This window comes from Achromobacter sp. 46006 (assembly GCF_059761975.1).
Window position 1 is genome coordinate 60,176 of record NZ_JCBANN010000028.1, and the last position, 7,049, is coordinate 67,224.

The 7,049-nt window shown below is 66.1% G+C and carries 9 protein-coding genes; 8 read left to right on the forward strand and 1 reads right to left on the reverse strand.

The window, feature by feature from the left end:
* From AC6LKG_RS15125 to erpA, 8 genes are all read left to right on the forward strand, one after another.
* Entirely contained in the window at positions 1 to 867 is an 867-nt protein-coding gene (locus AC6LKG_RS15125) for a branched-chain amino acid ABC transporter permease (protein ID WP_498165520.1), read from the forward strand.
* Positions 860 to 1,648, forward strand: coding sequence for an ABC transporter ATP-binding protein (locus AC6LKG_RS15130; RefSeq protein ID WP_006388639.1), 789 nt, complete (start codon positions 860 to 862; stop codon positions 1,646 to 1,648). Before AC6LKG_RS15125 ends, AC6LKG_RS15130 begins: the two co-directional genes overlap by 8 nt.
* Positions 1,645 to 2,355 (forward strand): ABC transporter ATP-binding protein, encoded by a 711-nt coding sequence (locus tag AC6LKG_RS15135; RefSeq protein ID WP_498165522.1) that lies wholly within the window; start codon positions 1,645 to 1,647, stop codon positions 2,353 to 2,355. Before AC6LKG_RS15130 ends, AC6LKG_RS15135 begins: the two co-directional genes overlap by 4 nt.
* A gap of 393 nt (positions 2,356 to 2,748) precedes the next feature.
* Positions 2,749 to 3,177 (forward strand): 50S ribosomal protein L13, encoded by a 429-nt coding sequence (gene rplM, locus AC6LKG_RS15140; protein WP_006217309.1) that lies wholly within the window; start codon positions 2,749 to 2,751, stop codon positions 3,175 to 3,177.
* Positions 3,178 to 3,186: 9 nt separating this feature from the next.
* Positions 3,187 to 3,579 carry a 30S ribosomal protein S9 gene (gene rpsI, locus AC6LKG_RS15145; protein WP_006388641.1) on the forward strand — a complete coding sequence of 131 codons (393 nt, stop codon included), beginning with the start codon at positions 3,187 to 3,189 and terminating at the stop codon, positions 3,577 to 3,579.
* A 187-nt stretch (positions 3,580 to 3,766) separates the two neighbouring features.
* Positions 3,767 to 4,831: an N-acetyl-gamma-glutamyl-phosphate reductase gene (gene argC, locus AC6LKG_RS15150; protein WP_498165524.1), complete on the forward strand. Its 1,065-nt coding sequence runs from the start codon at positions 3,767 to 3,769 to the stop codon at positions 4,829 to 4,831.
* 41 nt (positions 4,832 to 4,872) lie between these two features.
* Entirely contained in the window at positions 4,873 to 5,619 is a 747-nt protein-coding gene (locus AC6LKG_RS15155) for a DUF6776 family protein (RefSeq protein ID WP_498165526.1), read from the forward strand.
* An 85-nt stretch (positions 5,620 to 5,704) separates the two neighbouring features.
* On the forward strand, positions 5,705 to 6,076 hold the full coding sequence (erpA, locus tag AC6LKG_RS15160; RefSeq protein ID WP_006388644.1) for an iron-sulfur cluster insertion protein ErpA: 372 nt from the start codon (positions 5,705 to 5,707) through the stop codon (positions 6,074 to 6,076).
* 93 nt (positions 6,077 to 6,169) lie between these two features.
* Here the strand turns inward: erpA and AC6LKG_RS15165 are convergent.
* Positions 6,170 to 7,049 (reverse strand): anhydro-N-acetylmuramic acid kinase (locus tag AC6LKG_RS15165; RefSeq protein ID WP_498165528.1); only part of this gene is annotated, 880 nt, incomplete at its 5' end.

A 7,049-nucleotide genomic window follows, 5' to 3' on the forward strand; every position in this document is an offset into this window, starting at 1 on the left:
ATGAGCGGATTCGAAAACTTCTGGGCCATCTATGGCAACCTGGTGCTGACCCTCGGCACCAACGCCCTGCTGGCCCTCTCCATCTGGCTGACGCTTGCCTGCGGCATGCTGGCCATGGCCAATGCGGCCTTCATGGGCATCGGCGCGTACGCCGCGGCGTTGCTCACCATGAACTACGACGTCTCGTTCCCGGTTGCGCTGGCCGGCGGCATGGCGGCGCCGGCCCTGGTGGCCGCGCTGATCGGTTTGCCGACATTGCGGCTGTCGGGGGTCTACCTGGCCATGGCCACGCTGGGCTTTGGCGAAGTGGTGCGGGTGACGGTGCTGAACACGGAGTCGCTCACCGGCGGGGCGCTTGGCCTTAACGGCATTCCGCAACTGACCCAGTGGTGGCATGTCATCCTGGCGTTGGTCATCGTGCTGTTCGTGCTGTGGCGCGTGCGCGCGTCCAAGATCGGCCGGGCCTTCGAGGCCATCCGCGGCGATGAGACCGCGGCCGGCCTGATGGGCATCGACGTGCGCGCCAACAAGATGCTGGCCTTCGTGGCGGGCGCGATGATCGCCGGCCTGGCCGGCGCCTTGAATGCGCACCTGACGTTCTTCATCGGCCCCAACGAATATGGCTTCGACCGAGGCGTGGAAATCCTGACCATGGCCATCCTGGGCGGCATCGGCGGTCTCGCCGGTCCGGTGCTGGGCAGCTTCATCATTACCGTGCTGCCCGAGCTGCTGCGCGGTTTTGCGGATTTCCGCCTGGTCATCAACGGAGTGATCCTGGTGGTGATTGTGCTGTTCCTGCCGCAAGGCATCTGGGATCCGGCGCGCTTCAAGCGCTGGATGCGTCAAGGAGGCAAGCGCCATGCTTGAGCTGACCTCCGTTTCCAAGAGCTTTGGCGGCCTGCACGTGCTGCATGACGTCAGCCTGTCGGTGCCCGAAGGCGCGATCTTCGGCCTGATCGGCCCCAACGGCGCCGGCAAGACCACGGTGTTCAACCTGATCACCGGCCTGCTGCCGCCCAGCGGCGGCGGCATCGCCTTCAATGGTGAAAGCCTGCTACGTCGCAAGCCGCACGCCATCACCCGCATGGGCATCGCCCGCACGTTCCAGAACATCCGTCTCTTCAAGGAGATGACGCTGTTGGAAAACGTGGTGGTGGGTGCCTACCGCCATATGAACTACGGCTTTCCCAGCCTGCTGCTGGGCCTGCCGGGTTATCGCGAGCACGAAAAGCGCGCCCGCGAGCGCGCCCACGAGCTGCTGACGTGGATGCGCCTGGATCACAAGGCCAACGACCTGGCCGACAACCTGTCGTACGGCGAGCAGCGCCGCCTGGAGCTGGCGCGCGCGCTGGCCACCGAGCCCAAGCTGCTGCTGCTGGACGAGCCGGTCGCCGGCATGAACACCGGCGAGCGCGCCGAGCTGATGCGCGAGATCCTGGCGATCCGCGACCGCGGCTACACCATCCTCATGATCGAGCACGACATGCGCTTCGTGATGGGGCTGTGCGAACGCATCGCGGTGCTGAACTTCGGCAAGATCATCGCTTGCGGCGGGCCGGAAGAGATCCGCAACAACGAGCAGGTCATCGAGGCCTACCTGGGCCGCGAGGATGACGACGACACCGAAAACGCGGAGGCCGCACAATGAGCGCAATGCTGGAAGTCCGCGGACTCGAGGTCAACTACGGCCACATCGAAGCCGTCCGCGGCATCGACCTGGACCTGCAGGCCAAGGAAATCACCGCCCTGGTCGGCGCCAACGGTGCCGGCAAGTCGACCACGCTGCTGGCGCTGTCGGGCCTGCTGCCCAAGGCGCGCGGCAAGATCCTGTTCGAAGGCGAGGACGTCACCAACCTGGCGCCGCACCAGTTGGTGGCGCGCGGCATCGTCCAGGTGCCGGAAGGCCGGGCCATCCTCACCACCATGACCGTGCTGGAGAACCTCGAGCTGGGCGCCTACCGCCGCGGCCTGAAGAACGTCGACTCGGACCTGGAATACGTCTTCAACCTGTTCCCGCGCCTGAAAGAGCGGATCACCGGCATCGCCGGCAACCTCTCCGGCGGCGAGCAGCAGATGCTGGCGATCGGCCGCGCCCTGATGGCCAAGCCGCGCCTGCTGCTGCTGGACGAGCCGTCGATGGGCCTGGCGCCGATCGTGGTGCAGGAAATCTTCCGCTCGCTGCGGGCCATCAACGCCGACGGCCTGACCCTGTTCCTGGTGGAACAGAACGTGCGCCAGGCGCTCAAGATCGCCCAGCACGGCTACGTGCTGGAGAACGGCGCCATGGCGCTGTCGGGCACCGGCCGCGGGCTGCTGGGCCACCCGCGGGTGCTGGAAGCCTATCTGGGTGCCTGATCGGCGCAGCGGAGCGGGGAAGGGGCGCCGGAGCGCGCTGGCGGGTTTCCGACGGCGCAAACTTGCGTCCCCTTTAAAAATGCGACAGTCGTTTCCCTGGGGAACGGCCGTCCATCCACCTGGATTCGACAGTGGCTGCCCATTTTTTGAGCATCCGTGGTAGAATTTCAGGCTTTCCCTCATTTTGACCATTGCACGGGCGGGTAATAACGCTTAGGCGGGACGTCGATAGGGACAATGGATGGGCTGAAACCCGAGGGGCTGAAACCCAACGGCTGAAGCCCGGAACTGAAGCCCAGTTGCTGGAAGGATGTCGGCTCCATTGTCTAGTTGAGGGAAAAAGCCTGGCTGGATCGTCCAGTCAGAGACCATTTTTCATATCTAGGAACCATCATGAAGACCTTTGTGGCCAAGCCGCATGAAGTCCAACGTGACTGGTTTGTGATCGACGCCAAGGGCAAAGTCCTCGGTCGTGTGGCCAGCGAAGTCGCACGTCGTCTGCGTGGCAAGCACAAACCTGAATTCACGCCGCACGTTGATACCGGCGATTACATCGTCATCATCAACGCTTCCGATATCGTCGTTACCGGTACCAAGGCGAAGGACAAGAAGTACTTCCGCCACACCACGTACCCGGGCGGTATCCGCGAAACGAACTTCGAGAAGATGCAAGAGCGTTTTCCCGGTCGCGCCATTCAGAAGGCCGTCAAGGGCATGCTGCCCAAGGGTCCTCTGGGCTACGCCATGATCAAGAAGCTGAAGGTCTATGCCGGTGCCGAGCACCCGCACACCGCCCAGCAGCCCAAGACGCTGGATATCTAAGGAAACGCCATGATCGGTAACTGGAACTACGGAACCGGCCGTCGCAAAACTTCGGTGGCTCGCGTTTTCATCAAGAAGGGCACCGGCAAGATCGTCGTCAACGGCAAGCCCGTCGACGAGTTCTTCGCCCGTGAAACCGGCCGCATGGTCGTGCGCCAGCCGCTGGAACTGACCGGCCACCTGGAATCGTTCGACATCAAGGTCAACGTGCACGGCGGCGGTGAAACCGGCCAGGCCGGCGCAGTCCGTCACGGCATCACGCGTGCCCTGATCGACTACGACGCGACCCTGAAGCCGGCACTGTCGCAAGCTGGTTTCGTGACCCGCGATGCCCGCGAAGTCGAACGCAAGAAGGTCGGCTTCCGCAAGGCGCGCCGTCGCAAGCAGTTCAGCAAGCGTTAATCGCTGCGAAAAAAGCCCGCCTCGCGCGGGCTTTTTTTTACATCCCGGGGTTCAGGCCCCAAGCCGGCCCGCGGAACGCCGCGGGCTTCGTCCGGTCGGGCATCGGTCGCCGCGCGGATTGCGCAGGGCGGCAAGGCCGGTTGTCCGAGCGATACAATCGAGCCTCGTTCTACGAAGAGCACACATCATGGCCCAAGCATCGAACACCCGTATCAAGGTTGGTATCGTCGGCGGCACCGGTTACACCGGCGTCGAACTGCTGCGCTTGCTGTCGCAGCACCCCCATGTGGAATTGACCGCCATCACGTCCCGCAAGGAAGACGGGCTGCCGGTGGCCGACATGTACCCGAACCTGCGCGGCCGCGTGCGGATCGCTTTTTCGGCGCCGGAAAAGGCCACGCTGACCGACTGCGACGTGGTGTTCTTCGCCACGCCTCATGGGGTGGCCATGGCCCAGGCCCAGGAGCTGATCGCCGCTGGCACCAAGGTCATCGACCTGGCCGCCGACTTCCGCCTGCAGGACGTGCCCACCTTCGAACGCTGGTACAAGATTCCCCATACCTGCCCGGACATCCTGGCTGAATCGCAGTACGGCCTGGTCGAGCTGAACCGCGAGGCCATCTCCAAGGCGCGCGTCATCGGCAACCCGGGCTGCTACCCGACCACCGTGCTGCTGGGCCTGGCCCCGCTGCTCGAAGGCGGCAAGCAACTGGTCGATGCGCAGACCCTGATCGCCGACTGCAAGTCGGGTGTGTCGGGCGCTGGCCGCAAGGCCGAAGTCGGTTCGCTGTTTTCCGAAGCCTCGGACAACTTCAAGGCCTATGGCGTGGCCGGCCACCGCCATCACCCGGAAATCGTCGCCCAGCTCGAGAAGATCGCTGGCGGCAAGGTCGGCCTGACCTTCGTGCCGCACCTTGTACCGATGATCCGCGGCATGTACTCGACCATCTATGCCCGCATCAAGCCGGAGGCACGCGACACGGACTTCCAGGCCCTGTTCGAGCAGCGCTACGCCGACGAGCCGTTCGTCGACGTCATGCCCGCCGGCAGCCTGCCCGAAACGCGCTCGGTGCGCGCCTCGAACAACCTGCGCATCGCGCTGTCGCGCCCGGGCGGCGGTGACCAGCTCATCATCATGGTGGTGCAGGACAACCTGGTGAAGGGCGCCGCTGGCCAGGCGGTGCAGAACATGAACCTGATGTTCGGCTTCCCGGAGACCATCGGCCTCGATCAGGTCGCGATCCTGCCTTGAGGCCCTGCCGGGCTGGCGGCAAGCCGCCAGCCCGTTTCGCCATGTCTGACGATTCTTCCGCTTCCCCTCGAAATTCCGGCTCCGGCGTTGTCCTGCGGGTCGCCGCCGGCGTGCTGGCAGGAGTGCTGGCGGGCGCGGGGGTGGGCTACTACTACGCGCGCGCGGTCTACCGCCCGGTCGATGCCGTGGTGCTCAGCACCGCGCAGGTCGAGGCGCGCGACGAGGCCATGCGCCAGCAGGCGGCGCAATTGCGCTACGTGCGTGGCCAGCTCGACACCGCAGATGGTGAGCTGGTGATCGAGCGGTCGGCGCGTCAGGAGCTCGAAACCCAGTTGCATGCCGCGCAGGCCGAAGTCGGCCGCGTGCGCGACCAGTTGGCGTTCTACGAACAATTGCTGCCGCCTGGGCCGGAAGGCACGGTGGACATCCGCGGGGCCCAGGTCGACCGCGATGGCGCCGGCCTGCGCTACAAGGTGTTGCTGATGCGCAGTGGCCGCGGCGGCGCGGCGCCGTTCGCAGGCATGCTGCGGTTCCAGGCCACGGGCACGCTCAAGGGCGAGACCGTCACCATCGAGCTGGCGCCGATGCAGGTCAAGCCCGAGAACGGCGCGGAGCCGGTCGCGGGCGAGCCGCCGGCTGCTGCGCCGCTGGCACTGCAGTTCGACCAGTACCAGCGCAGCCAGGGCGTGCTGGCGTTGCCCGAGGGATTTGTCCCCGAAAACGTGACCATCAGCGTGCTGGAGGGCGAGGTGGTCCGCGCCTCCCGCAGCGTCAAGCTCGAACTTTGAGTCGGGCGGCGCCTGAGCTATAGTGACTACATGCGAGCGGCGCAGCCGCTCATCGGAATACGGCCCCAGCGGCCAGGAGTGAATCATGAATGCAGTGACCGAAACCGTCGACCTGCAGGCCGCCCCGCCTGCTCCCCTGGTGTTCACCGACTCGGCAGCCGCCAAGGTCAAGGACCTGCTGGCCGAGGAAGGCAACCCCGAACTGAAGCTGCGCGTGTTCGTGCAGGGCGGTGGCTGTTCGGGTTTCCAGTATGGTTTCACGTTCGACGAAGTCGTCAACGAAGACGATACCGTGCTCGACAAGGCGGGCGTGCAATTGCTGGTTGATCCCATGAGCTTCCAGTACCTGGTTGGCGCCGAGATCGATTACAAGGAAGATCTGGAAGGCGCGCAGTTCGTCATCCGTAATCCCAACGCCTCCACCACCTGCGGTTGCGGCTCGTCGTTCTCGGTGTAAGTCACGCTGGATGCGCCGGCGGCGCGCGTCGTGCGCCGTCAACAGAAAGCCCTTCGGTGAGCCGAAGGGCTTTTTCTTTGGGCGCCTGGCGGCTCAGGCCGGATAGAGGGCGCCCAGGACGCGTGCGCCGCGCGCGCCCGTGACGCTGGGCAGGCCGGCGGGCCGCCGCGCCATGAAGGCCTGGGCCAGCCAGGCGAAGGCCAGCGCTTCGACCTGCTGCGCCGGCACGCCCAGTGCGTCGGTGGCATGGACCGGGCGCTGCAGGCAATACGCCAATTCGCGCATCAGGCCGGGGTTATGGGCGCCGCCGCCGCACACATAGAGTTCACGCACCTCGACGCCCGCGGCATCGATGGCGTTGGCGACGGTCCGGGCGGTCAGGCGTTGCAAGGTTGCCTGCACATCCTGCGGGGCCGGGGTGGGGCCGTCGCAGGCGGCCAGCCGGTCGTCCAGCCAGCGCAGATTGAACAGGTCGCGGCCGGTCGATTTGGGCGGCGGCAGCGCGAACCAGGGTTCGCCGGCGATCAGTTGTTCCAGCAGCGGCGCCAGCACCTGGCCGCTGGCGGCCCAGCGGCCGTCGGCGTCGTAGGGCCGGCCCAGGTGGCGCTGGCACCAGCCGTCAAGCAAAACATTGGCCGGGCCAGTGTCGAAGCCGCGCGGGGGCTGGCCTGGCACCAGCAGGGTGACGTTGGCGATGCCGCCCAGGTTGAGTACCGCGCGGCCTTGCCGCGCACCGAACACCGCGGCATGGAAGGGCGGCACCAGCGGCGCGCCCTGGCCGCCGGCGGCCACGTCACGGCTGCGGAAGTCCGCGACCACGTCGATGCCGGTCAACTCCGCCAGCAGCGCGGGTGCATTCAGCTGCACGGTGTAGCCGAGATCGGGGCGGTGGCGCACCGTCTGGCCGTGGGCGCCGATGGCGGCGATGTCCGCGGCCTGCAGGCGGGCGCCTGGGTCTGATGAACATTTTGGT